Annotated in this window: 24 protein-coding genes; 16 read left to right on the top strand and 8 right to left on the bottom strand. The window is 68.2% G+C overall.

Going from position 1 to position 23,218, the window contains the following annotated elements:
* Positions 1-21: 21 nt before the first annotated feature.
* Both ACSVDD_RS05925 and ACSVDD_RS05920 read right to left on the bottom strand, forming a co-directional pair.
* The gene (locus ACSVDD_RS05925) at positions 22-600 is read right to left on the bottom strand and encodes a BON domain-containing protein (protein ID WP_448188364.1); all 579 of its coding nucleotides are present in this window, start codon (positions 598-600) and stop codon (positions 22-24) included.
* Positions 601-751: 151 nt separating this feature from the next.
* Complete coding sequence (locus ACSVDD_RS05920; protein ID WP_448188363.1) at positions 752-1,540, bottom strand: N-acetylmuramoyl-L-alanine amidase family protein; 789 nt, start codon at positions 1,538-1,540, stop codon at positions 752-754.
* A 234-nt stretch (positions 1,541-1,774) separates the two neighbouring features.
* Here ACSVDD_RS05920 and ACSVDD_RS05915 point away from each other — a divergent pair, with 234 nt between their 5' ends.
* Complete coding sequence (locus tag ACSVDD_RS05915; protein WP_448188362.1) at positions 1,775-1,942, top strand: hypothetical protein; 168 nt, start codon at positions 1,775-1,777, stop codon at positions 1,940-1,942.
* A gap of 167 nt (positions 1,943-2,109) precedes the next feature.
* Complete coding sequence (gene purU / locus ACSVDD_RS05910; RefSeq protein WP_448188361.1) at positions 2,110-2,976, top strand: formyltetrahydrofolate deformylase; 867 nt, start codon at positions 2,110-2,112, stop codon at positions 2,974-2,976.
* Between the two features lie 44 nt (positions 2,977-3,020).
* Here purU and ACSVDD_RS05905 read toward each other — a convergent pair whose 3' ends face one another.
* Positions 3,021-3,839 (bottom strand): PhyR family response regulator anti-anti-sigma factor, encoded by an 819-nt coding sequence (locus ACSVDD_RS05905; protein ID WP_448188360.1) that lies wholly within the window; start codon positions 3,837-3,839, stop codon positions 3,021-3,023.
* 596 nt (positions 3,840-4,435) lie between these two features.
* On the opposite strand from ACSVDD_RS05905, the gene ACSVDD_RS05900 reads away from it, so the two are divergent.
* From ACSVDD_RS05900 to ACSVDD_RS05885, 4 genes are all read left to right on the top strand, one after another.
* Positions 4,436-5,302: a glycoside hydrolase family 16 protein gene (locus ACSVDD_RS05900; protein ID WP_448188359.1), complete on the top strand. Its 867-nt coding sequence runs from the start codon at positions 4,436-4,438 to the stop codon at positions 5,300-5,302.
* A gap of 172 nt (positions 5,303-5,474) precedes the next feature.
* Entirely contained in the window at positions 5,475-6,008 is a 534-nt protein-coding gene (locus tag ACSVDD_RS05895) for a hypothetical protein (protein ID WP_448188358.1), read from the top strand.
* Between the two features lie 332 nt (positions 6,009-6,340).
* A complete protein-coding gene (locus ACSVDD_RS05890; RefSeq protein WP_448188357.1) occupies positions 6,341-6,847 on the top strand; it encodes a MarR family winged helix-turn-helix transcriptional regulator in 507 nt (168 codons plus the stop codon).
* Positions 6,844-8,457: an AMP-binding protein gene (locus tag ACSVDD_RS05885; protein WP_448188356.1), complete on the top strand. Its 1,614-nt coding sequence runs from the start codon at positions 6,844-6,846 to the stop codon at positions 8,455-8,457. Before ACSVDD_RS05890 ends, ACSVDD_RS05885 begins: the two co-directional genes overlap by 4 nt.
* Positions 8,458-8,472: 15 nt before the next feature.
* Here the strand turns inward: ACSVDD_RS05885 and ACSVDD_RS05880 are convergent, their stop codons facing one another.
* From ACSVDD_RS05880 to ACSVDD_RS05870, 3 genes are all read right to left on the bottom strand, one after another.
* Positions 8,473-9,345 (bottom strand): ChbG/HpnK family deacetylase, encoded by an 873-nt coding sequence (locus tag ACSVDD_RS05880; protein ID WP_448188355.1) that lies wholly within the window; start codon positions 9,343-9,345, stop codon positions 8,473-8,475.
* Positions 9,346-9,348: 3 nt separating this feature from the next.
* Positions 9,349-10,725, bottom strand: coding sequence for a methyl-accepting chemotaxis protein (locus ACSVDD_RS05875; protein ID WP_448188354.1), 1,377 nt, complete (start codon positions 10,723-10,725; stop codon positions 9,349-9,351).
* A 108-nt stretch (positions 10,726-10,833) separates the two neighbouring features.
* Positions 10,834-12,183, bottom strand: coding sequence for a formimidoylglutamate deiminase (locus ACSVDD_RS05870; RefSeq protein WP_448188353.1), 1,350 nt, complete (start codon positions 12,181-12,183; stop codon positions 10,834-10,836).
* A gap of 31 nt (positions 12,184-12,214) precedes the next feature.
* Here ACSVDD_RS05870 and hutI point away from each other — a divergent pair, with 31 nt between their 5' ends.
* From hutI to hutU, 4 genes are read left to right on the top strand one after another with little or no spacing between them, the layout of a single operon-like run.
* Entirely contained in the window at positions 12,215-13,423 is a 1,209-nt protein-coding gene (gene hutI / locus ACSVDD_RS05865; protein ID WP_448188352.1) for an imidazolonepropionase, read from the top strand.
* 37 nt (positions 13,424-13,460) lie between these two features.
* Positions 13,461-13,700, top strand: a complete 240-nt coding sequence (locus tag ACSVDD_RS05860) for a FitA-like ribbon-helix-helix domain-containing protein (protein WP_448188351.1) — start codon at positions 13,461-13,463, stop codon at positions 13,698-13,700.
* Positions 13,697-14,125, top strand: a complete 429-nt coding sequence (locus ACSVDD_RS05855; protein ID WP_448188350.1) for a type II toxin-antitoxin system VapC family toxin — start codon at positions 13,697-13,699, stop codon at positions 14,123-14,125. Before ACSVDD_RS05860 ends, ACSVDD_RS05855 begins: the two co-directional genes overlap by 4 nt.
* A gap of 42 nt (positions 14,126-14,167) precedes the next feature.
* Positions 14,168-15,847, top strand: coding sequence for a urocanate hydratase (gene hutU / locus ACSVDD_RS05850; RefSeq protein WP_448188349.1), 1,680 nt, complete (start codon positions 14,168-14,170; stop codon positions 15,845-15,847).
* Here the strand turns inward: hutU and ACSVDD_RS05845 are convergent.
* A complete protein-coding gene (locus ACSVDD_RS05845; RefSeq protein ID WP_448188348.1) occupies positions 15,825-16,760 on the bottom strand; it encodes a DMT family transporter in 936 nt (311 codons plus the stop codon). The genes hutU and ACSVDD_RS05845 overlap by 23 nt on opposite strands.
* A 165-nt stretch (positions 16,761-16,925) precedes the next feature.
* On the opposite strand from ACSVDD_RS05845, the gene ACSVDD_RS05840 reads away from it, so the two are divergent.
* The 6 genes from ACSVDD_RS05840 (at position 16,926) to ACSVDD_RS05815 (ending at position 22,900) form a co-directional block, all read left to right on the top strand.
* Positions 16,926-17,135 (top strand): cold-shock protein, encoded by a 210-nt coding sequence (locus ACSVDD_RS05840; protein ID WP_448188347.1) that lies wholly within the window; start codon positions 16,926-16,928, stop codon positions 17,133-17,135.
* A gap of 171 nt (positions 17,136-17,306) precedes the next feature.
* Positions 17,307-18,908, top strand: a complete 1,602-nt coding sequence (locus ACSVDD_RS05835) for an ABC transporter substrate-binding protein (RefSeq protein WP_448188346.1) — start codon at positions 17,307-17,309, stop codon at positions 18,906-18,908.
* A 94-nt stretch (positions 18,909-19,002) separates the two neighbouring features.
* On the top strand, positions 19,003-20,013 hold the full coding sequence (locus ACSVDD_RS05830) for an ABC transporter permease subunit (RefSeq protein WP_448188345.1): 1,011 nt from the start codon (positions 19,003-19,005) through the stop codon (positions 20,011-20,013).
* A 4-nt stretch (positions 20,014-20,017) separates the two neighbouring features.
* Positions 20,018-20,932 carry an ABC transporter permease subunit gene (locus tag ACSVDD_RS05825; protein WP_448188344.1) on the top strand — a complete coding sequence of 305 codons (915 nt, stop codon included), beginning with the start codon at positions 20,018-20,020 and terminating at the stop codon, positions 20,930-20,932.
* 4 nt (positions 20,933-20,936) lie between these two features.
* Positions 20,937-21,920: an ABC transporter ATP-binding protein gene (locus ACSVDD_RS05820; RefSeq protein WP_448188343.1), complete on the top strand. Its 984-nt coding sequence runs from the start codon at positions 20,937-20,939 to the stop codon at positions 21,918-21,920.
* Complete coding sequence (locus tag ACSVDD_RS05815) at positions 21,917-22,900, top strand: peptide ABC transporter ATP-binding protein (protein ID WP_448188342.1); 984 nt, start codon at positions 21,917-21,919, stop codon at positions 22,898-22,900. The genes ACSVDD_RS05820 and ACSVDD_RS05815 overlap by 4 nt, the downstream gene beginning before the upstream one ends.
* Positions 22,901-22,909: 9 nt before the next feature.
* On the opposite strand, the gene ACSVDD_RS05810 is transcribed toward ACSVDD_RS05815, so the two are convergent.
* A complete protein-coding gene (locus ACSVDD_RS05810) occupies positions 22,910-23,149 on the bottom strand; it encodes a DUF3072 domain-containing protein (RefSeq protein WP_448188341.1) in 240 nt (79 codons plus the stop codon).
* Between the last annotated feature and the right edge of the window lie 69 nt (positions 23,150-23,218).

Below are 23,218 nucleotides of genomic sequence, written 5' to 3'. Positions count from 1 at the left end.
GCTGGGTACCTCTGTGGCGGTTTACTGTTGAACGTAGCTGACGACGCGCTGGACGTTGGGGATGGCGCGGGCGTGGCCGATGACCCGGTCCAGCTCGTCCTGACTCTTGGCCCATCCCATTAGATAGACAACACCGTTGACGGTATCGATGTTGTAGTTCTGTCCCGACACCGCACCGTCGAAGGTGAGGCGCGTGCGCAACTGTGTGTTGATCCAGGTGTCCTTGGCGGAATCGGCGATGCCCGACTCGGTGTCGACCTGGATTTCGTTGATGACTTCCTTGACGCCGTTGGCCTGCCAGGCGAGGCGCACGGCATCCAGGCGCATTTGCGGATCGGCGGCACGGCCGGTCAGCAGCACGCGCCCCTGATCCACGCGCATGGACAGCCGCCCGTACAGGTCGATCGAATGCTGAAGCCACAACTCGTTGATCTGCGCGGTGATGGCCGTGTCCGTGGCGAAGCCGCGCAAGCCGCGCTTCTCCTGCGAGGCGACCACCGCGGTGCCGGCGCCGCCGAGGACCAGGGGCACGCACGCCGTTCCGGCGACCGCCACAACGGCCAACCCGACCACCGCCCAAAGGCGCGCCAAAGCCGACACGACCGACCTCCGTCCACTCGCCTGTCCAGGGTGCGAGCGGTGCGAAAAAGTCACGCCTGATGTGGGATTGCAACGGGTTTTTTCGCTCATCTTTGTTTTGTTTTCCTAGTGATGCAGGGATGCTGCACATGCGAAGGCAACGGGGTGGAATTCAGGTGAACGGGGCACGGGCAAGCACGGCGGCGAGTTCCCGCGCCAGCACCTTTGCCACCGTGCGCCGCGCCTCGGCCGTGCGCAGGGTCTGCTCGTCCTCGGGGTTGGACAGGAAGCCGGTTTCCACCAGCACCGACGGCACGTCGGGCGCCTTCAGCACGGCGAAGTTGGCGGCGCGCATGGGGTTGTCGAGCAGCCGTAGCTCGCGTCCGGCGCCCTTCACGATGCCCTGGCGGGCGGCCAGCGACGCCTTGGCAGTGTGGCGGGTGGCGAGATCCATGAGGATGGCGCGCACCGCCGGCTTGGCGCCTTTGAGGTCGACTCCGGCCACCGCGTCGGCGCGGTTCTCCTGGCGGGCCAGCGCCCCGGCGAAGCCGTCCGTCGCCTTGGCCGACAGCGTGTAGGCGGACAGGCCGCGCGCCTCGCGGGTGGGGGCGCTGTCGGCGTGCAGCGAGACGAACAGGTCGGCCTGCGCGGTGCGCCCGACCTCGACCCGGTCCTCCAGCGCCATGAAGCGGTCGTCCCGGCGGGTCAGCACGGCCTTGACGCGGTGCTGGTCCGTAAGGCGCTCGGCGATCTCGCGGGCGATGTCGAGGGTGACGTCCTTCTCGCGCGTGCCGTGCAGCCCGATGGCGCCGGGGTCGGCGCCGCCGTGTCCGGGGTCGAGCACCACCACCGGCACGCCCGGCCGCCGCGCCGGCATGGCGGCGGCTGGCCCGGCAAGAAGGCCCGGACCGCCGCACAGCGGCGCCGACCACAGCAAATTCAGCAGAAGCCTTCTGTCCATCGTCCCGTATCCCATGCGACCTTCTGCCGCACTCCCTGTCGGCGAGCCCGCCGCGTTAACCAATGCGCGCGCTCGAAAGTGTTATAGGCGACGTTTGGCTAATCCCAAAGGTTAACTGGTAGGACCGCCCTGAAATAGGGCAGCCTCGCAGGAGAAGCCGGCCCCGCCGATCTGTAGCTTGATGATTATCTCGATTCGGATTAAAATTTTAAGAACTGGTATCGGGAGGCATCGATGTTGAGGAATGCCCTGTTCGCCATCATCCGTCAGGAGCAACGCGAGATCGAAGACCGCCTCGTCGAGGAGGAGCGCCGTCCGGCGCCCGACGTCGGCCGTCTGGTGGCGCTTCGCGCGCAAGCGAGCAACCTGCGCCGGGAACTGGAACACTTTCCCGAGGCCTGAGACGCCCCTCCTCATGGCTCGGCATCCCGCCCCTCTCCCGCACGCGCGGGTGAGGGGCGTTGTTTTTTAAAGGGAAGGAGCACCCCCGCGTTGCCGGGTGCATCGTGCGGACATTCGTGCTAGGGGAGGAGCCCCCTTCCACCGTCGAACCGCACTGCAGCACGCGCATGTCCCAGACCGGCTCCGAATTCATCCTGACCATCTCGTGCCCCGACACCGTCGGCATCGTCTTCGCGGTGTCCGGCTTCCTGGCCGAGCGGAACTGCAACATCATAGACAGCGCCCAGTTCGGCGACCGCGGCAGCGGCCTGTTCTTCCTGCGCGTGCACTTCGCCGCCGGCCGCAAGGGGCCGGGCCACGCGGAGCTGTCGAAGGCGTTCAAGGAGGTCGTCGCCGACCCGTTCCGCATGAACTGGAAGCTGCACGACGCCACCCGCCGCCAGCGCGTGCTGATCATGGTGTCGAAGTTCGGGCACTGCCTGAACGACCTGCTGTACCGCTACCGCATCGGCTATCTGCCGATCGAGATTCCGGCGATCGTCTCCAACCACCGCGACTTCTACCAGCTGGCGGCGTGGCACGATGTGCCGTTCCACCACATGCCGGTGACGCCGGAGACCAAGGCGCAGCAGGAAGCCCGCCTGTGGGAGATCGTCGAGCAGGAGAACATCGACCTCGTGGTGCTCGCCCGCTACATGCAGGTGCTGTCGCCGGAGATGTGCGAGAAGCTGACCGGCCGCGCCATCAACATCCACCACTCGTTCCTGCCGAGCTTCCGTGGCGCCAAGCCGTACCATCAGGCCTACACGCGCGGCGTCAAGCTGATCGGCGCCACGGCGCACTACGTGACCTCGGGCCTGGACGAGGGGCCGATCATCGATCAGGAGGTCGAGCGCGTCGACCACACCATGACGCCGGAGGATTTCGTGGCGATGGGCCGCGACATCGAGAGCGTCGTGCTGGCCCGCGCGATCAAGTACCACGTCGAGCACCGCGTGCTGCTCAACGGCAACAAGACCGTGGTGTTCAAGTAGCCATCAAAAGTCCCTCCCTGCCGGAGCGGGGAGGGACTTGAGCGTCAGCCCGTCGGCGGGGCCGCCGCCTTGGCCTCGTCCGGCGTCGGCGTGAACACGGCCCGCGTGATCGCCTGCTCGATCTGGTCGCGGGTGAACGGCTTGGGGATCACCGGGCCGAGATACTCCAGCCCGCGCTTCGCCAGCTCGTCCGGGAAGGCGGTGACGAAGATCACCGGCAGGAAGCGCTGCCGGCGCAACTCGCGCGCCACCTCGATGCCGTTGTCGCCCTCGGCCAAGCGGATGTCCATCAGCGCCAGCGTCGGCGTGTGCTCGGCCGCCAGAGCCAGCGCCTCGTCCATGGTGGTGGCGTTGCCGCAGACGATGTGCCCCATACCGCGCACCGTCTCCGTCAGATCGAAGGCGATGATGGCGTCGTCCTCGACGATGAGGATCACGGCGGTGAGGTGGGCGCGCACCACCTCGCGGGCGTGCGTCAGGCGCTCCACGGCCTCCTCCAACGCCAGACCCAGCGTATCGGCGGCGTCGGTGAGCGTCGCGTCCTCCAGGTTGACCAGCAGATAGAGGCGCCGGTCCGTCTCGTCGAGCGTGTCGAGCGCCGCCTCCACGGGGTGCGCCGCGCCGCGCTCCGGCCGGGGGCCGGCCTCGTCGGCCAGCGCGTTCAGCCGGGCGTACAGCGCCAGCCGCAACCCGCCCCGGCCGTCTGGGGTCCCGCCTTCCAAGCCATCGTTGCCGTCGTTCAGCAACTGCTCGAGCGCGCGCGTCACCAGGGCATCGCCGCGCGCCGCCGATCCCGTCAATGCGCGGGCATAACGGCGCAGGTACGGCAGATGCGCCATCAGCTCGCGGGTGCGTTCCACCATGGTGTTCCCCGTCGTTTGTCGCGATGCGACGGCAATGATAGCGTCGCGTTCGTATCGGACACAGTCAATTTCGGTGCTCGGGAGGCGGAAGGGAAAGGGCCTATGGCATAATGCGCAGCATTTCCCGAGGGACTTCCAAAGGATTGTTGCGAATTACCATGACGGGTTAACGCAAAAGGTTAGGTCGTCTTTGCCGTTCCTCCGCGCTCCGCGTCCGGCGCGCGATTTGGGAACAAGAGTCGGGTTCATCCGTTTCAATCGGCAATGGTGTGATTCCTCCCTGAACCGCCAGCAACTCGCGGCGGGGGAGCGAAAGCGTTGAAAACCAAGAGGGTATGCCCTCCGGATCAACGCCGCTCCCCCCCAGCCTGTCCCCCGAATCCTTCCCGAAAGTCGCCGCAGCGCTGGGCGTGCGCCGCGGTCGGGCCGCATGCGGGTGGTGAGGCCGTTTTGCCTTTTGAGTGCCTCGTGGCCGGCGGCAGTTCATATATGACCTACCAAATATACCTTCTGCCATGTGGGGTAAGTAGTTGGATCTGCATAGGGTCCGCGCTCTCAAAGCACAATGAAGCCTATGAATAGCGCGGAGTAAAAGAATGGCTGGTGACTTGCTTTTTGACGAGGAATTTAACAAGTTCGATCCTTACAGCAAAGATGATGCGTGGAAGACTTCGTTCCATTGGGGAAGTGATCAGGTGCTTGGCGGTGAGAAGGGTTATTACGTCGACACCGAAAATGGAGGAGGTAACGGCACCAACCCCTTTAGTGTTTCGAACGGAGTCTTGTCGATCACATCCACCCCCGCGTCGGGGCTGCCCAATGATCAATCCTACACCACGGGTGTCATCACCAGTCAGGGCAGCTTTGCGCATCAGTATGGTTACTACGAGATGCGCGCCGAATTGCCGGGCGGCAAAGGCTTCTTTCCGGCATTCTGGATGCTGCCGGCGGACAAGCAAACGCTGCCGGAACTGGACATCATGGAGTACTCGTCGCGCTTTCCCAACGAATACGTGACGACGCTGCATTCGAAGACCGGCAACGGGTCGCCGGTGGTTCAGGAATTCGCCAAGGGGTTGCCGGACCTGTCGGACGGCTTCCACACCTTCGGAGTGGATTGGCAGGAGAACGAGATCTCCTGGTACTTCGACGGCAAGGAGGTTTACTCGGCGCCGACGCCGTCCGATCTTCACACGCCGATGTACATGATGCTGAACCAAGCGGTGGACCGAAACAGCTGGATCGGCCCTCCCGACGGTTCGACGCAGGATTTCAAGATCGACTACGTCCGCGTCTATGACAGCAAGCCCGCATCGGCCGGTGCCGCGGCCGCGCCGGCCCAAGGGACGGCGCCGATGTTGGCGCCGTCCAGCGACACGCTCCTCGGTGGGGCGCCTCCCTACGGCGACGACCAGTTCCTGCTCGCGGGCTCTGGCGGAGCGGCCTTCTCGGGAGGGCTCTGACCCTACGGAGGCGTGGAAGACTGGAACGGGGCCGGCGGTCGCACCGCCGGCCCCCGCCATTCCTTGGAAAGATCCAACCCCGGCGGCGGTGTGGCGCTTGCGCGCGCGGCCCTGGCCCGGTAATGAGAGGCCGGCCCCGCTTAGACCGTTTCCACACCGGACCCCGACACCGATGGACGAGCACGAGACCGACCCTCAGGTCACCGACGGCTTGACGCCGGAGGAGCTCGCCGACCTGGAGGTGTGGCGAGGCAGGGTGCGGGGCACCAACATCTCCGACAAGACCTTGCTGGCGACCGATTATCTCAATCACTTCAACGAGATCGTGATGTTGATCGAGATGATCCCGGACATGCCGGACATGTTGGAGGAATGCTACGTCTGGCAGCCCAAGACCTACCAGGAGCACTTCCGCGACAGCGGCTTTTCGGACAAGGCACTGGCCATCGAGGCGTACGAGCACGTCCCTGCCAAGTTCCGCAAGCCCTTCGAGGACACCATCGAGCACATGACACAGGTGGTGCACCACACCCTGGAGCGTATCGGAAACGACGTCCACCAGGGTGATCCGGACCGCCTGCGCGCCGATTGCCAGCAGTCGGTGGAGCTGATCCATCGCATCATCCAGGTCGCCAACGGCATCATCCACGGTGCCGCCCACGTCATGGAACAGGGCGAGATCGACCTGTACCTGGGGACGGGGTGAGGGACGTACTAAGTCTTCACGGATTTCACGGATTTGGGCACGGATTACACGGATTTTCTTTATCCGTGCGCAGCGATGGGCTGACGGGTGAGCCGACGCGCCGCAAGAATCAAATAATCCGTGTAATCCGTGCCCAAATCCGTGAAATCCGTGGAAAATGGTGACCCCGCACCTCCCAACCGGTCGTCCCCCCGGAAGCGCCCGTTGCTGGGATGCCCACCATTCGCTCAACGCATGCCTCCGCGCCGCCGCCGGCCCTTACAGTGGGCGGGCAATAAGAAAGAACCGGCGAGCGCCGGGCAGGGGGAGTGGTGAAGGCAGGCGGTCCCAGCATGATGGACGACGCGGCCGAGGCGCAGGGCGACGGCCCCACGGATGTCGAGACGGCGGCCGACCTCGCCGCCCGGCCGGAGCTGCGTTTGTGGCTACGTCTGTCGGCGTGCGACGCGCTGATCGGTCAGACGCTGCGCACCCGGCTGCGCGACGAGTTCGACACCACGCCCGCGCGCCATGACCTGATGGCGCTGCTCGACAAGGCGCCCGACGGCCTGACCATGGGGGAGCTGTCCAAGCGCCTGATGGTCACCAACGGCAACGTCACGGGCATCGTCGACCGGTTGGTGCAGGATGGGCTGGCGGTGCGCGCCTCGGCCTCCTACGACCGCCGCACGCAGTTCGTCCGGCTCACGCCGTCCGGCCGCGCCGCCTTCCGCACCATGGCCGACGCGCACCAGTCCTGGCTGGCGGAGCTGATGGGCGGGATGGAGCACGCGGAGGTGGTGGCCTTGCTGAGCCTGCTCGACCGGCTGAAACGCTCGGTGCGGGGAGGCGGGCGGTGAGCGGCGGCGCGCATGTCGACACCTTTGCCCGAGACCTTCTGCCGCCGCGCGCGCAGTGGCCGGACTTGCGTCTGGAGGCGGCTGGCCTCGCCTATTCCGAGCGTCTGAACGCCGCGGCCGAACTGCTGGATGCCTGGATCGCCCGCGGCCATGCCGACCGCCCCTGCCTGATCGCTTCCGGCGAGGCGTGGAGCTATGGCCGACTGCACGAGACGGTGAACCGGATCGCCCGGCTGCTGGTGGATGTGCACGCCCTGGTGCCCGGCAACCGGGTGCTGTTGCGTGGGCCGAACACGCCCATGCTGGCGGCGTGCTGGCTGGCGGTGGTGAAGGCCGGCGGCATCGTCGTGCCGACCATGCCGCTGCTGCGGGCGGCGGAACTGGGGCATATCCTGGAGGCCGCCCAGATCCGGCTGGTGCTGTGCGACGCCGGCTTCACCGCCGACCTCGCCGGGCTGGCGGCGACGGTGGTGTCCTACAACGGCACCGGGCCGGATGGGCTGGAAGCGCGCATCGCCGGGGTCGAGCCGCTTTTCGACGCGGTGGACACCGCGGCCGAGGACATCGCGCTGATCGCCTTCACCTCCGGCACCACTGGGCGGCCCAAGGCGACGGCGCACTTTCACCGCGACCTGCTGGCGGTCGCCGACCTGTCGCCGAGGCTGCTGTTGCGCACCGGCCCGGAGGACGTGTTCTGCGGCACGCCACCCATCGCTTTCGCCTTCGGGCTGGGCGGGATGCTGCTGTTTCCGCTGCGCGCCGGGGCTTCGGTGGTGCTGCTCGACCGGCCGTCGCCGGAACGGCTGCTGGCCGCCATGGCGCAGCACCGCGCCACTCTGTGCTTCACCGTCCCCACCGCCTACCGCGCGATGACCGGGCTGATCGAGGGCGGGCAGGCGTCGGCGCCTGCAACGTTGCGCGCCTGCGTCTCTGCCGGCGAGCCTTTGCCGGAGGCAACCTTCGCGGCGTGGCAGGTGGCCACAGGGCTGGAGATCCTCGACAGCCTGGGCACCACCGAGATGCTGAACGCCTTCCTGCACGCCGAGCCCGGCGCCGTCCGCCCCGGCGCCACCGGCCGCCCGGTGCCCGGCTATGAGGCGATGGTGGTGGATGAGGAGTTCGCCCCCGTGCCGCCGGGGCAGGTCGGCCGATTGGCGGTACGTGGCCCGACAGGGTGCCGCTATCTGGACGACGTGCGGCAGGCGCAGTACGTCCAGCACGGCTGGAACCTGACCGGCGACGCGATGCGCGTCGATGAGGACGGGGTGTTCTGGTACCACGGGCGGGTGGACGATTTGATCGTCTCGTCCGGCTACAAGATCTCCGGCCTGGAGATCGAGGAAGTGCTGCTGACCCACCCGATGGTCGAGGAGTGCGCCGTCATCGCCACGCCCGACGGGCTGCGCGGCGCCATCCCCAAGGCCTTCGTGGTGCTGCGCCCGTCCGTACGGCCGGGGCCGGAGCTGATGCGCGAATTGCAGGACTTCGTGAAGGCGCATATCGCGCCCTACAAGTACCCCCGCGCCGTGGAGTTCCTGGAACACCTGCCGCGCACCGAAACTGGCAAGATCCAGCGCTACAAGCTGCGGCAAAGGAACGGCGAGGGGTAGATCGGGCGCTGATGCTCACGCCTCGGCGAAGCGCCCCAGCCGCAGGCGCCTGGCCGCCAGCAGGCCGGCGAAGGCGTCGCTCTTGAGATACTCGTACTCGACCGCGCGCTGGTCCACCAGGGGATCGGCCGCGCGCAACGCCGCATCGGGGATGCCGGGGTGCACCATCACCAGCGTGCGGCCAGTCGGCGAGTCGAGAAAACGTGCCATCAGGTCGCCGAACGGCACTGTGCCGGTAAAGTCGTAGACGCCGCGGAAGCTGCTGTTGGCCGGAATGCCCGTTGCCCGAACCCGCGCCGCCAGCCCGCGCCCCATCTCGGAGATCAGCAGCGTTTTCGCCACCGTGACACCGCGCCGGACGATGGCGCGCCGCGGTTCGCCGCACAGGCGCACGTAGGCCCCCGGCAAATGCGCCAGCGCGGCCAGCACCGCCTCGCGCACCACGGGAAGCTGGTGGATGTGCTGATGCCCGTCAATGTAGGCGGGCGGGGCGCCGAAGTACTCCGTGAAGGCGGCGACCTGCCGGTCCACCTCGGCGCCGATCTCGCGCGCGTCCAGCGCCCCGGTGTAGGCCTTGCGCATCAGCGACCCCAGCGGCGGCAGCTTTCCCTCCGGCGCCAGCGCCGGCATGGGGCCGAGCGGCGCCTGATCGGTCAGCGTCAGGTGCAGCCCGACATCGGCCATCTCCGCCAGCGGCTTGAGCTTGGACGCTTCCTCCGGCCAGAAGCGGCAGACCGTCATGCAGGATGTGGCGGTGAGCCGCCCGCGCCCGATCAGGTCGCGGATGGCCTCGCCGACGCCGGGCGACAGCCCATAGTCGTCGGCACAGAGAATGACGGGGTGGTGCGGCATGGCGGCGATCAGGCCACAGTCGGCCTCGGCGGGCAAGTGCTACCCGATGGCGCGCGCCAACTCGTCCAAATGGCCGAGCACGGTTTCCGACAGGCGTTCCACCTCGTCGATGTCGCGCAGGGCGCCGTCCAGGTCGCCGCGCGACAGCTTGGCCAGCGCTTCCTTGCCGAGCCTGTGGAACGCCTCGTGCGGGGCCGCCAGCGCGCGGAAGGCGGCGGTCTGGCGGATGCGCTCGTCGGTGACGCCGTCGTACCACTTGCCCAGGCGGCAGCCGTGGTGGTCGGCGATCTGGCCGGGCTCCAGCCTGGTGCGGCCGATCAGCGCCTCGTAGATCTTCTTCTTGAAGCGGATGTGGTCGGCCTTGGCGATCTGCACCACCTTGCCGCGGGTGTCCCGCTTCACCAGCGCTTCCAGACCGGCGCCGATCATGTCGTCGCTGCTTCCCATGGTGCCGAGCAGCACGTCGATCTGACTGGCGGTGTTGCCGGTCATGCCGGCGATGGCGTGGATGCCGGCGGCGACCTCCTGCGAGGCCGACTCTTGCTGGGACAGGATGGCGGCGATGTCGCCCATCTCCCGGGCGATGCCGTCGATCTGTCGGCCGGCCTCGCGGATGTGCCCACCGGCGGCGGCGATGACCGCATGGCCCTCGCGGACCGCATCGGAGCTTTGCTGCATCGACGCCGTCATCACCTGCATCTCCCGGCGGATCTCGTCGATCCGCCCGCGGATGTCCTCGGTCGCCCGCGCCGTCTGGTTGGCGAGGGTCTTCACCTCGGTCGCCACCACGGCGAAGCCCTTGCCGGCTTCCCCGGCCCGCGCCGCCTCGATGGTGGCGTTCAAGGCCAGCAGGTTGGTCTGCTTGGCGATGGCCTCGATCTCCTTGACGATGTCGCCGATGCTGACCGACGCGGAGGCCAGGGAATCCACTTTGGCCATGGCCTGTTCGACCGTGCCGGCGATGCGGTCGATGGAGGTCACCGCCTTCTCCGACGCCGCCAGTCCGTCACCGGCGGCGCGGCGGACCTGAATGGCGTTCTGGGCGGCTTCGCCACTGACGCGGGCGATCTCGCGCACCGAGGTCACCATCTCCTGCGCGGCGGCGGCGATGCCCTGGGTTCGGTCGCTGATCTGGCGGGCGTCGCGCGACATCTTGGTGACCGACACCAGCGCGCCGCCGCACTTCACCGATACGTCCACCATCGTCCGCAACTCGTCCATGGTCTGGCGCTCCAGCGCCCCGGCCAGGGTGCGCAATGCGTCGGCCACTTCGCCCCCGGCCACCGCGAGACCGTTGTACTGCCCCTCGGCAAGCGCCCGGATGGCGGTGACAAGCGACGCAACGTCCATCGGCGGAGCGACGCCCTCGGCAGCCAGGATGGGGGCCGGGCTGCGGCGACCGAACGAACTGAACATGGAGCACTCCAAGCGTCTGGATGTTGCCTCCATTATAGTCAGATACATTAGAAGAATGATGTAACGAATTTTTCATAAAGCCGCGACGTTTTTACACGCAAGCTATGATCACCCCGCGGCAAGCGCCCGCATGGCCTCTTTGAAGCCGAGCGCCGCGGCGTCCTCTTGCGGGTGGCGGCCTTCGCGCACGCGCCAGACGCCGCCGGCCATGACGTCGCGCACCAGCCGCGCGTCCCCGGCAAAGATCCAGCGGTCGAGCGCCACGTCGCCCGACAGCCCGTCGAGCAGCGGGTGGGCGCCGTCCAGCACCACCAGATCGGCGCGGCCCCCGACCGCGATGCCGGCCGTGCCGTGCCCCAGCGCCGCCGCGCCGCCGGCCAGCGCTGCGTCCCACAGGAAGCCACCCACCGATGGGCGGCCGGGAGCGTGGAGGCGGTTGCGCCGCTCGTCCGACAGGCGGCGGCCGTACTCCAGCCAGCGCAGTTCGTCGGACGGGCTGACCGTGACGTGGCTGTCCGACCCGACGCCGAACCGCCCGCCGAGATCGAGGAAGCGGCGGATCGGGAACAGCCCGTCGCCCAGGTTCGCCTCGGTGGTCGGGCAGAGCCCGGCGACGGCGCCGGACGCCGCCATGCGGGCCAGTTCCGCGTCGCTGGCGTGCGTGGCGTGGACGAGGCACCAGCGCGCCGTCACCTCCGCATGGTCGTACAGCCAGTCGATGGGCGTGGCACCGCACCACGCGCGGCAGTCCTCGACCTCGCGGCGCTGCTCGGCGATGTGGATGTGCACCGGGCAGGCGGGAGTGACGCCGGCCAGCACCGCGGCCATCTCCTCCACCGTGACGGCGCGCAGGCTGTGGAAGGCGAGGCCGGTGGCGATGGTGGGGGCGATGGCGTTCAGCAGGTCCAGATAGGCGTCGGGCGTCAGGGTGAAGCGCCGCTGGCCGTCGCCGGGCGGCACGCTGCCGAAGCCCCCGTGCCGGTACAGCACCGGCAGCAGCGTCAGCTCGATGCCCGCCGATCCGGCGGCCGAGGCGATGCGGTGCGCCATCTCCGCCGGATCGGCGTAGGGCTGCCCAGCCGGGTCCTTGTGCAGGTAATGGAACTCGGCGACCGAGGTGTATCCGGCCTTCAGCATCTCCACGTACAGGTGGCGGGCGATGGCCTCGACCTGTTCGGGCGTCAGGGCTGCGAGGCAACGGTACATAGCGTCGCGCCATGTCCAGAAGCTGTCGTCCTCCGGCCCGGCGCGCTCGGCGAGGCCAGCCATGGCGCGCTGGAAGGCGTGGCTGTGCAGGTTGGGCAGGCCGGGCACCACCGGGCCGGCGGCGCGTTCCGCATCCAGAGGCGCGGCGCCGGGCTCGACGGCGGCAATGCTGCCGTCCGCGGCGGTTGTGATGCGGACGGCCTCGCGCCATCCTTCTGGAAGCAGGGCCCGGTCGGCGAAGAAGGTGGGCATGGGTTTGGTGCGGGGTTGGGAGACACAGACAATGGACTGGGATGGTCTCTGGATCAACGGACACGCAGCCACCATGGGGCCGGCCGGCTCGATCCGTGACGCTGCGCTGGCCGTCAAGGATGGCCGCATTGTCTGGGTCGGTCCGCGCGCCGAGCTGCCGGCCGGCCGCGCCGTGCAGGAGCACGATCTGGGCGGATGCTGGCTGACGCCGGGGCTGGTGGATGCGCACACCCATCTGGTGTTCGGCGGCAACCGGGCCGCCGAGTTCGAGATGCGACTGGAGGGCGCCTCCTACGAGGAGATCGCGCGGGCCGGCGGCGGCATCGTCTCGACCGTCACGGCGACCCGCGCCGCCGACGCCGAAGCCCAGGCCGCCAGCGCCGCCCCGCGGCTGGAGCGTCTGCTGGCCGAGGGCGTCACAGTGGTGGAGGTGAAGTCCGGCTACGGCCTGGATCTCGCGTCGGAGCGGGCGATGCTGCGGGCGGCGCGGCTGCTGGGCGAGCGGTATCCGGTCACGGTGCGCACCACGTGCCTCGCCGCGCACGCCGTGCCGCCGGAGTTCGCCGGGCGGCCGGACGCCTACATCGACCTCGTCTGCCATGAGATCCTGCCCGCTCTGGCGGCCGAAGGGCTGGTGGATGCGGTGGACGTGTTCTGCGAGCGCATCGCCTTCAGCCCCGAGCAGACCGCGCGGGTGTTCGATGCGGCCAAGCGCCTCGGCTTGCCGGTGAAGCTGCACGCCGATCAGCTCTCGGACCTCGGCGGGGCGGGGCTGGCGGCGCGGTATGGGGCGCTGTCGGCGGACCATCTGGAGCACGCGTCGGAAGACGGCGTGCGCGCCATGGCCGAGGCCGGCACGGTGGCGATGCTGCTGCCCGGCGCCTTCTACCTGCTGCGCGAGACCAAGCTGCCGCCGGTGGAGCTGTTCCGCCGGCACGGCGTGCCGATGGCGGTGGCGACCGACTGCAACCCCGGCACCTCGCCGGCGGTGTCGCTGCTGTTGATGCTGAACATGGCCTGCACACTGTTCCGCCTGACCCCCGCCGAGGCGCTGGCCGGCGTCACCCGCGTCGCGGCGGCGGCGCTGGGCATGGCCGCGACGCACGGCACGCTGGAGCCCGGCAAGGCCGCCGACTTCGCCGCCTGGGACATCGAGCGCCCGGCCGAGCTTTGCTACTGGCTGGGGCTGAACCCGTGCGCGGCGGTGGTGCTGGCGGGGGAGATGGTGCGGGGCGGGTGAAAGTGGGGTATCTTGCTGTGGTGGGGAGGGCCGTGCGATGGGTAAAGTGATTCTGGAGAACCTCGACGACGATGTGCTCGCCATGCTGCGGGCCAACGCGCTGGGGAGTGGCCGATCCCTGGAAGACGAGATCAAGAGGATTGTTGCGGACGCGGTGTCTGGCCCGCAGGTTGACAAAACGGCCTTGCGCGAGGAAATGGCGAAGACCCGCGCCATGACCCCGCCCGGCTTCAACGTCGATATGACTCAGCTCATTCGTGAGGATCGCGATCGGTGATCGTCATCGTCGATGCCAGCGTGGCTGTGCGATGGTCGATCCGGGACGAGTTCTCGCCGGCCGCCGATCGGCTTCTCAGCAACGACGTTCTGGCGTTCGCGCCGGACCTTGTCTTTCCAGAACTTGCCAACGCGCTGTGGAAGATGGAGCGGGCCTCGCATATCTCCGCCGAACAGGCCCGCCGCGCCCTGATCGAGATTCCGCGCGGTTTTGACCGCGTGTTCGGCACGGCAGCGTTCTTCGAGCGAAGCTTGGAGATCACCCGCACGCTGAACCATCCCGCCTACGACTGCTTCTATCTCGCCCTGTCGGAAACCCTTCAGGCGCCGCTCGTCACCCTGGACCGCCGGCTGTTCAACCGCACGCGCGGCACGCCGTGGGCCGACCTCACCACCTTGCTCGGCGGCGACCCCGCTCTCACCTGAAGAAGCACGCCGCAACAGGAAGCCTCCGGGGAGGACACCGCCATGACCGATGCCGCCAACCGCCGCGTCATCCGGGCGCCGCGCGGAAGCCAGCTCATCGCCAAGTCGTGGCTGACCGAGGCGCCGTTGCGCATGCTGATGAACAACCTCGACCCCGAGGTGGCGGAGAACCCGGACGAGCTGGTGGTGTATGGCGGCATCGGACGCGCCGCGCGCAACTGGGCCTGCTTCGATGCCATCGTCGCCGCGCTGACCACCCTGAAGGACGACGAGACGCTGCTGGTGCAGTCCGGCAAGCCGGTGGGCGTCTTCCGCACCCACGCCGACGCGCCGCGGGTGCTGATCGCCAACTCCAACCTCGTGCCGGCTTGGGCGACCTGGGAGCACTTCCGCGAGCTGGATGCCAAGGGGCTGATGATGTACGGCCAGATGACGGCCGGCTCGTGGATCTACATCGGCAGCCAGGGCATCGTGCAGGGCACCTACGAGACCTTCGCCGAGATCGGGCGCCAGCATTACGGCGGCGATCTCCGGGGCAAGTGGATTCTCACCGGGGGCTTGGGCGGTATGGGCGGGGCGCAGCCGCTGGCCGCCACCATGGCCGGCGCCTCGCTGCTGGGCGTCGAGTGCTCGGCGCACCGTATCGAACGCCGCCTGGAAACCCGGTACCTCGACCGCAAGGCCGCCACCCTCGACGAGGCCATGGCGATCATCCGGGAGGCGCACGCCAGGGGCGAGGCGGTGTCCGTCGGCCTGCTCGGCAACGCCGCGGAGGTGTTCCCGGAGCTGGCCCGGCGCGCGGCCGCCGACCCGCGTTTCCGCCCAGATGTGGTGACCGACCAGACCAGCGCGCACGACCCGCTCAATGGCTATCTGCCCGCCGGCTGGACGCTGGAGGAGCACGAGGCGAAGCGCCGCACCGATCCCGACGCAGTGGTCCAGGCGGCCAAGGCATCCATGGCGGTGCATGTGCGCGCCATGCTGGACTTTCACCGCATGGGCGTGCCGACGCTGGATTACGGCAACAACATCCGCCAGATGGCGAAGGACGCCGGCGTCGAGGACGCATTCGCCTTTCCCGGCTTTGTGCCGGCGTACATTCGGCCGCTGTTCTGCCGCGGCATAGGGCCGTTCCGCTGGGCGGCGCTGTCCGGCGACCCGGAGGACATCGCCCGCACCGACGCCAAGGTGAAGGAGTTGATCCCCGACAACCCGCACCTGCACCGCTGGCTGGACATGGCGCGCGAGCGCATTGCCTTCCAGGGGCTGCCGGCGCGCATCTGCTGGGTGGGGCTGGGCGACCGGGCGCGGCTCGGCCTCGCCTTCAACGCCATGGTGGCGTCGGGCGAGATGAAGGCGCCCATCGTCATCGGCCGCGACCATCTCGATTCAGGCTCCGTCGCCAGCCCCAACCGCGAGACCGAGGGGATGATGGACGGCTCCGACGCGGTGTCGGACTGGCCGCTGCTGAACGCGCTGTTGAACTGCGCCTCGGGGGCGACCTGGGTGTCGCTGCACCACGGCGGCGGCGTGGGCATGGGCTACTCACAGCACGCCGGCATGGTGATCGTCGCCGATGGCACGGAGGCCGCGGCGAAGCGGCTTGAGCGCGTGCTGACCAACGACCCCGCCACCGGCGTCATGCGCCATGCCGACGCCGGCTACGAGATCGCCAAGCGGTGCGCCAGGGAGCAGGGCCTCACGCTTCCGATGCTCGGGTGACCGGGCGCGGCACCGCCGGCAGGGTGGCGAGCAGCACGCCGGGGAGGATCAGCAGCACGCCCATGAGGTGGAACGCCTGCAACGCCTCGCCCAGCATGACCCAGGCGAGCAGCGCCACCCACACCGGCGAAACGTACAGCGCCGTCCCCGCGCGCGCCGGCCCCAGCATCGCGATGGTCTTCTGGTAGGCGAGGAACGCCAGCACGGACGAGACTAGCGCCACGCCGCCGATGCGCAACGCCGTCTCGACGGTTGGCACCACGGGATGGCCGCTCAGCGTCTCCCAGGCGTAGAAGGGGGCGAGCACGGCCACGCCGGACAGGGCGTTGGCGGCGAACTGCGTCACCACCGGCAGCGGCGTGCCGCCGGTGCGGCGCAGCAGCACCGTGTACACCGCCCACGACACCGCCCCGGCGAGGACCAGCAGGTCGCCCCGGTCGAAGGCGAACCCCAGCAGCGCGTCCAGTTCGCCGCGCGTCAAAATCACCAGCACGCCGGCCAAGGCCAGCGCGATGCCTGCCACCTGTCGCGGCGTCACCGGCTCGCCCAGCGCCAGCGCCGAGATGGCGAGGATCAGCACCGGGCTGGTGGCGTAGATCAGCCCGGCGTTGGTGGCGCCGGTCTGTTGCAGCCCCATGTAGACGACGGCGCCGCAGATCCCCATGCCGAGCGCACCCAGCACCAGGAACTGCTTCCAGCGCCCGAGCAGCACGCGGCGATGGCGCACCAGCCCGCTCCAGGCGAAGGGCAGAATGATGAGGAACGCCACCAGCCAGCGCCAGAACGCCAGCCCGACCGGCGGTACCACGTGTGCGGCGGCGCGGCCGAAGATGACGTTCGACGCCATGAACGCCGAGCCGAGGATGAACAGCGTGTAGGCTACAAGCGGACCCTGACGGGGGCCTTCGGTCATGGCGAACCCGGATGGTGCGGAGGTGGATGGCGGCGGGCGTGGACCTTAACACGCATCTGCATCCCGCTTCTACCGGACGGGTAAGGGCCGGACGGGCAGGGGCCGGGGGGTGGCCGGCGCCCCATGTAAAGCGGAACACCACACGTTCGAGAGGGGGAGGGCCGGATGGCCACGGGCACCGTCAAGTGGTTCAACGCCACCAAAGGATTCGGTTTCATCGAGCCGGAGGACGGCTCCGCTGACGTCTTCGTCCACATCAGCGCCGTCGAGCGCGCCGGCCTCGGCACGCTGAGCGAGGGGCAGCGAGTCTCGTACGAACTCGAGCGCGACCAGCGCAGCGGCAAGAACGCGGCGGTGAATCTGCGCGCCGGATGAGCCGGCGCGGCGGCTTTTGCTTCCGTTGCTTACTTCCGCTATCCAATCTTTGAAAATCCCGGTACTCCCGAGTTGACACCCATCGGCTGCCATCGCCTAATGGCTTGACAAACTGAGCCGGCGCGACACCGCCGCACGGCCGTGGAAACCGGGTTACGGGAGACAAGAAACATGAAGCGCATGCTGCTGAGCGCCGGTCTTTGCATGACCGCCGCGCTCGCCCTCGCCGCGCCGGCTCACGCCGCCAAGACCCTCGTCTACTGCTCCGAGGCCAGCCCGGAGAACTTCAATCCGCAGATCAACACGACCAGCACCAGCAACGACGTTGCGGTGCAAATCTACAACAACCTCGTTCACTTCGAGTACGGCGGCACCAAGGTCGTCCCCGGACTGGCGGAGTCGTGGACGGTCTCCCCGGACGGACTGGTCTATACCTTCAAGCTGCGCCAGGGCGTGAAGTGGCACAGCTCGAACGACTTCAAGCCGACGCGCGACTTCAACGCCGATGACGTGCTGTTCACGTTCGAGCGCATGTGGAAGCCCGAGCACCCGTATCACAAGGTATCCGGCGGCGGGTACGACTACTTCAAGGATATGGGCATGCCCGATCTCCTGAAGTCGATCGAGAAGGTGGACGATCACACCGTCAAGTTCACGCTCAACAAGGTCGAGGCGCCGTTCGTCGCCAACATGGCGATGCCCTTCGCCGCCATCCTGTCGGCCGAATACGGCGACACGCTGCTGAAGAAGAAGACGCCGGAGAAGATCGACCAGATCCCGATCGGCACCGGCCCGTTCCAATTCGTCGCCTACCAGAAGGACGCGGTGATCCGCTACAAGGCGAACGAGCAGTACTGGGCCGGCAAGGCGCCCATCGACAATCTGGTCTTCGCCATCACGCCGGACGCCGCGGTGCGCTACGCCAAGCTGAAGGCCGGCGAGTGCCATGTCGTGGCCTACCCCAACCCGGCCGATCTGGAGGCGATGAAGAAGGACAGCTCCATCACCATGATGGAGCAGGAGGGGCTGAACATCGGCTATCTGGCGTTCAACACCACGAAGAAGCCCTTCGACGACGTCCGCGTGCGCCGCGCCGTCAATATGGCGCTGGACAAGAAGGCCATCGTCGACGCGGTCTACCAGGGTTCGGGCGTGCCGGCGAAGAACCCGATTCCGCCCACCATGTGGTCGTACAACACCTCCACCGACGACTATCCCTTCGACCAGGAGAAGGCGAAGAAGCTGCTGGCCGACGCCGGCTATCCCAACGGCTTCGAGACCGACCTGTGGGCGATGCCCGTGCAGCGCCCCTACAACCCCAACGCCAAGCGCATGGCGGAGATGATGCAGGAGGACCTCGCCAAGGTCGGCATCAAGGCGAAGATCGTCCAGTACGAGTGGGGCGAGTACCGCAAGCGCCTCCAGGCCGGCGAGCACCAGATGGGCATGATGGGCTGGACCGGCGACAACGGCGATCCGGACAACTTCCTGCACACGCTGCTGGGCTGCGACGCCGCGCGTCCGGGCGGCTCGAACATCGCCAAGTGGTGCTACAAGGAGTACAATGACCTCGTCATCGAGGCAAAACGCACCACCGACATCGGTGCGCGCACCAAGCTGTACGAACAGGCGCAGGTGATCTTCAAGGAGCAGGCGCCGTGGTTCACCGTCGCGCACTCCGTCGTCCACATGGCGCTCGCCAAGAACGTCGTGGGGTACAAGATGGACCCGTTCGGCCACCACAAGTTCTACGGCGTCGACCTGAAGCAGTAGTCGCTGGACAAACAGCACGTGGGGGCGTAAGCCCCCGCACCACACGCAAGGGGGCTTACGCCCCCTTGTCTGCTTTCCACTCCGGTATCCCACCATGTTCCGCTTCATCCTGACGCGTGCGAGTTTGGTCATTCCGACCTTTTTCGGCGTCACGTTCCTGAGCTTCCTGCTGATCCGGCTGGTGCCCGGCGACCCCATCGAGGTGCGTTTGGGCGAGCGCGGCATCGCGCCCGAGCGGCTGGCCGAGCTGCGCCACGAGATGGGCCTCGATCAGCCGATGTGGAAGCAGTTCGCCGACTATGTCGGCGGCGTGCTGTCCGGCGATCTCGGCATCTCGCTGGTGACGCAGAACCCCGTGCTGTCGGAATTCTTCACCCTGTTCCCGGCGACCATGGAGCTGGGGCTGATGGCGATCCTGTTCGCCATGCTGCTCGGGCTGCCGGCCGGCATCGTCGCGGCGGTCAAGCGCGGTTCCTGGTTCGACCACGGGGTGATGGGGCTGAGCCTGACCGGCTATTCCATGCCGATCTTCTGGTGGGGCCTGCTGCTGATCCTGTTCTTCTCGGTGCATCTGGGCTGGACGCCGGTGTCCGGGCGGCTCGACCTGCTGTACTACGTCGAGCCGCGGACCGGCTTCATGCTGATCGACACATGGCTGGCCGACGAGCCCGGCGCCTTCGCCTCGGCGCTGCGCCACCTGATCCTGCCGTCCATCGTGCTGGGCACCATCCCGCTGGCGGTGGTGGCGCGCATGACGCGCTCGGCCATGCTGGAGGTGCTGGGCGAGGACTACATCCGCACCGGCCGTGCCAAGGGGCTGTCCGAGGGCCGGGTGATCGGCCTGCACGCGCTGCGCAACGCGCTGATCCCGGTGGTCACGGTGATCGGCTTGCAGGTTGGCACGCTGCTGGGCGGGGCGATCCTGACCGAGACGATCTTCTCCTGGCCGGGGGTGGGCAAGTGGCTGGTGGAGTCCATCAACCGGCGCGACTATCCGGCGCTCCAGGGCGGGGTGTTGCTGATCGCGACGACGGTGATGACGGTGAATCTGCTGGTGGACCTGCTGTACGGCGTCCTCAACCCCCGCATCCGGCATTCGCGGTGACGACATGACCATGGACGTGCAATCGAACGCTGTGATGGAGCCCATCGCCACCGCGACCCCGCCGCACCCGCTGGCGGAGTTCTGGTTCCATTTCCGCCAGAACACCGGCGCGGTGATCGGGCTTGTGGTCATCGTGCTGCTGATCCTGCTGGCGGTGTTCGCCGATGTACTGATGCCGCACCTGCCCAACGCGCAGTACCGCGACGCCATCCTGGTGCCGCCGGTCTGGCAGGCGGGCGGGTCGTGGAATCACATCCTGGGCACCGACGACATCGGCCGCGACATGCTGTCCCGCCTCATGCACGGGGCGCGGCTGTCGCTGCTGATCGGCCTGATCGTGGTGACGCTGTCGCTGGCGGTGGGTCTGGCGCTCGGCATGGCGTCGGGGTTCTTCGGCGGCGTGGTGGACATTGTCATCATGCGCCTGATGGACATTGTGCTGTCTCTGCCCAGCCTGCTGCTCGCCATCGTCGTCGCGGCGATCCTCGGGCCGGGGCTGTTCAACGCCATGCTGTCGGTTTCGGTGGTGGTCGTCCCGCACTACGCCCGGCTGACCCGCGCCGCGGTGCTGTCGGAGATGTCCAAGGACTACGTCATCGCCAGCCGCGTCGCCGGGGCCGGGCCGTTGCGGCTGATGCTCGTCGACGTGCTGCCCAACTGCTCCGCGCCGCTGATCGTCCAGGCGACGCTGGGCTTCTCCGTCGCCATCATCGACGCCGCCGCTCTGGGCTTCCTCGGCCTTGGCGCGCAGCCGCCGACGCCGGAGTGGGGGACCATGCTCGCCTCGTCCTTGCAGTTCCTGCAACGCGCGCCGTGGGTGGTGACGTGGCCGGGTGTCGCGATCCTCGTCACCGTGCTTGCCTTCAACCTGCTGGGCGACGGGCTGCGCGACGCCCTCGACCCCAAGCTCAAGCGCTGATCCCATGCCGCTTCTCGACATCCAGAACCTGTCCGTCGAGTTCACCACCCGCGCCGGAACGTTCCGCGCGGTGGACAGCATCGACCTCACCGTGGACGAAGGCGAAGTGGTCGGCATCGTCGGCGAGTCCGGCTCCGGCAAGTCGGTGACCTCGCTGGCCGTGATGGGCCTGATCCCGTCGTCCGGCCGCGTGATCGCCGACCGCATGAGCTTCGCCGGCCGCGACCTGCGCGCGCTGAGCCGGGCGCAGCGGCGGAAGATCACCGGTAAGGACGTCGCCATGGTCTTCCAGGAGCCGATGACCAGCCTTAACCCGTGCTTCACCGTGGGCTTCCAGATCATGGAGACGCTGAAGGTGCACGAGGGGCTGTCGGGCCGGGCGCTCAAGAAACGCACCATCGAACTGCTGGAGCAGGTCGGCATCCCCGCCCCGGAAAGCCGGCTGTCGGCGTTCCCGCACCAGCTCTCGGGCGGCATGAACCAGCGGGTGATGATCGCCATCGCCATCGCCTGCAACCCGCGCCTGCTGATCGCCGACGAGCCGACCACGGCGCTGGACGTCACCATCCAGAAGCAGATCATCGACCTGCTGGTGCAACTCCAGAAGGACCGCGGCATGGCGCTGATCCTCATCACCCACGACATGGGCGTGGTGGCGGAGACGGCGCACCGCGTCGTCGTCATGTACGCCGGCCAGAAGGTCGAGGAGCGCGAGGCGCGCGACCTGTTCGAACGGCCGCAGCATCCCTACACCGGCGCGCTTCTGGACGCGCTGCCTGAGCGGGCGCTGGACCGCCGCCGGCTGCCGACCATCCCCGGCGTGGTGCCGGGCATCGGTGACCGCCCGCAGGGCTGCCTGTTCAACCCGCGCTGCCGCTTCGCCAAGGCGGACTGCCGCACGCTGCGCCCGCCTCTGTTCCCCGACCCGGAGGGGCAGGCGCGCTGCTACTACCCCCTGGGCGGCGACATGTGGGGGGCGCCGGAATGAGCGAGAACGATACCCCCGTGGTCTTGGAAGCCATCAATCTGCGCAAGCACTATTCGGTGAAGCGCGGGCTGTTCAAGGGGCACGCCACCGTGCGCGCCCTGGACGGCGTGTCGTTCCAGCTGGAGGCCGGCAAGACGCTGGCGGTGGTCGGCGAGTCCGGCTGCGGCAAGTCCACGCTGGCGCGCTCGGTCACCATGATCGAGCCGCCGACCGGGGGCCAGCTGCTCTACGACGGCCGCGACGTGGTCGGCCGTTCGGCCGCCGATCTGAAGGCGCTGCGGCGCACCGTGCAGATGGTGTTCCAGAACCCCTACGGCTCGCTCAACCCGCGCAAGACGGTGGGCTCCATCCTGGCCGAGCCGCTGGTGATCAACACCGATCTGCCCAAGGCCGAGCGCCGCGCCCGCGCGCTGGCGATGATGGCGAAGGTCGGCCTGCGCTCCGACCAGATCGACCGCTACCCGCACATGTTCTCCGGCGGCCAGCGCCAGCGCATCGCCATCGCGCGGGCGCTGATGCTGAACCCCCGCGTGGTGGTGGCGGACGAGCCGGTGTCGGCGCTGGATGTATCGATCCAGGCGCAGGTGCTGAACCTGATGATGGATTTGCAGGAGGAGCTGAAGCTCGCCTACCTGTTCATCAGCCACGATCTGAGCGTGGTGCGGCACATCGCCGACGCGGTGATGGTGATGTATCTCGGCCGGCCGGTCGAGCACGGCCCGAAGGACGTGGTCTTCGCCCGGCCGCGCCATCCCTACACGCGCATCCTGCTGGCGGCGACCCCGCGGGTGAACCCGGAACTGCGCGCCGAGCGCGTGGTGCCGAAGGGCGAGCTGCCGTCGCCGCTCAACCCGCCCCCCGGCTGCCCCTTCCACCGCCGCTGCCCGCACGCGCGTGACAACTGCGCGGTGGACGTGCCGGCGTTGCGGGATGTGGATGGAAGGCTGGTGGCCTGCCACTACGCCGAGGAGATGGCGTAGGGCAGGGGGCTACTGCCCCCGCCCGGTCCGTTCCTGCAACGCGTCGATGCGCTTGGACGCCTCGGCCTTGCTGAGTTTGGGGTCGAAGCCTTCGCCGGCTTCCTCGCTCAGCGTCTTCAGGTAGGACGCCTGCGCGCCGGTCATCGGCTCGTCGCCCGTCGTCCAGTCCTCCGGCGCCTTGTCGCGGTTCGAGAATGCCTCGCCGGATTTCGGGTGCTCGCGGTCGATCTTCGGTTCCTGCTTGCCCATCGTTCGTCCTCCTTGCGAATGGGAACGTAACGGGAACAAGGTGGGCGCAGAAAAGTTCCGGCGCGCCCC

The sequence above is a fragment of the Azospirillum terrae genome, assembly GCF_053470425.1.
Note: the sequence above shows the minus strand (reverse complement) of the source record. Positions and strands in the feature narration are given on the sequence as shown.